Origin of the sequence: Actinomadura roseirufa, from assembly GCF_900659635.1 — a bacterium.
In the GTDB taxonomy this organism is placed as follows: domain Bacteria; phylum Actinomycetota; class Actinomycetes; order Streptosporangiales; family Streptosporangiaceae; genus Spirillospora; species Spirillospora roseirufa.
Genome location: NZ_CAACVB010000587.1, coordinates 1 through 704, shown reverse-complemented (window position 1 = coordinate 704; position 704 = coordinate 1). Strand labels below are relative to the sequence as shown.

Genomic DNA, 704 nt, shown 5'->3' with positions numbered 1-704 from the left:
CGCACGACCTACCGGGTGGCCAAGTTCAAGCGGTCCAACCAGGGCACGTGCTTCAACCAGAAGCCGATCGTGGACGAGGGCCAGCGGGTCGAGGTCGGCCAGGTGGTGGCCGATGGGCCGTGCACCGATGACGGTGAGATGGCGCTGGGCAAGAACCTGCTGGTGGCGTTCATGCCGTGGGAGGGCCACAACTACGAGGACGCGATCATCTTGTCGCAGCGCCTCGTGCAGGACGATGTGCTGTCCTCGATCCACATCGAGGAGCACGAGGTCGACGCCCGTGACACCAAGCTGGGTCCGGAGGAGATCACCCGCGACATCCCGAACGTGTCGGAGGAGGTGCTGGCCGATCTCGACGAGCGCGGGATCATCCGCATCGGCGCCGATGTGGTGCCGGGTGACATCCTGGTCGGGAAGGTCACGCCCAAGGGTGAGACCGAGCTGACCCCGGAGGAGCGGCTGCTGCGGGCGATCTTCGGTGAGAAGGCGCGTGAGGTGCGCGACACCTCGCTGAAGGTGCCGCACGGTGAGCAGGGCAAGGTCATCGGGGTGCGGGTGTTCTCCCGTGACGAGGGCGATGAGCTGCCGCCGGGTGTGAACGAGCTGGTCCGGGTGTACGTGGCGCAGAAGCGCAAGATCACCGATGGGGACAAGCTCGCGGGCCGGCACGGCAACAAGGGCGTCATCTCCAAGGTGCTGCCGGT

At 66.6% G+C, this 704-nt stretch carries 1 pseudogene; it reads left to right on the top strand.

The features are described from left to right. Nucleotides 1–704, top strand: a pseudogene (locus E1291_RS41565) (DNA-directed RNA polymerase subunit beta); the annotation flags it as partial.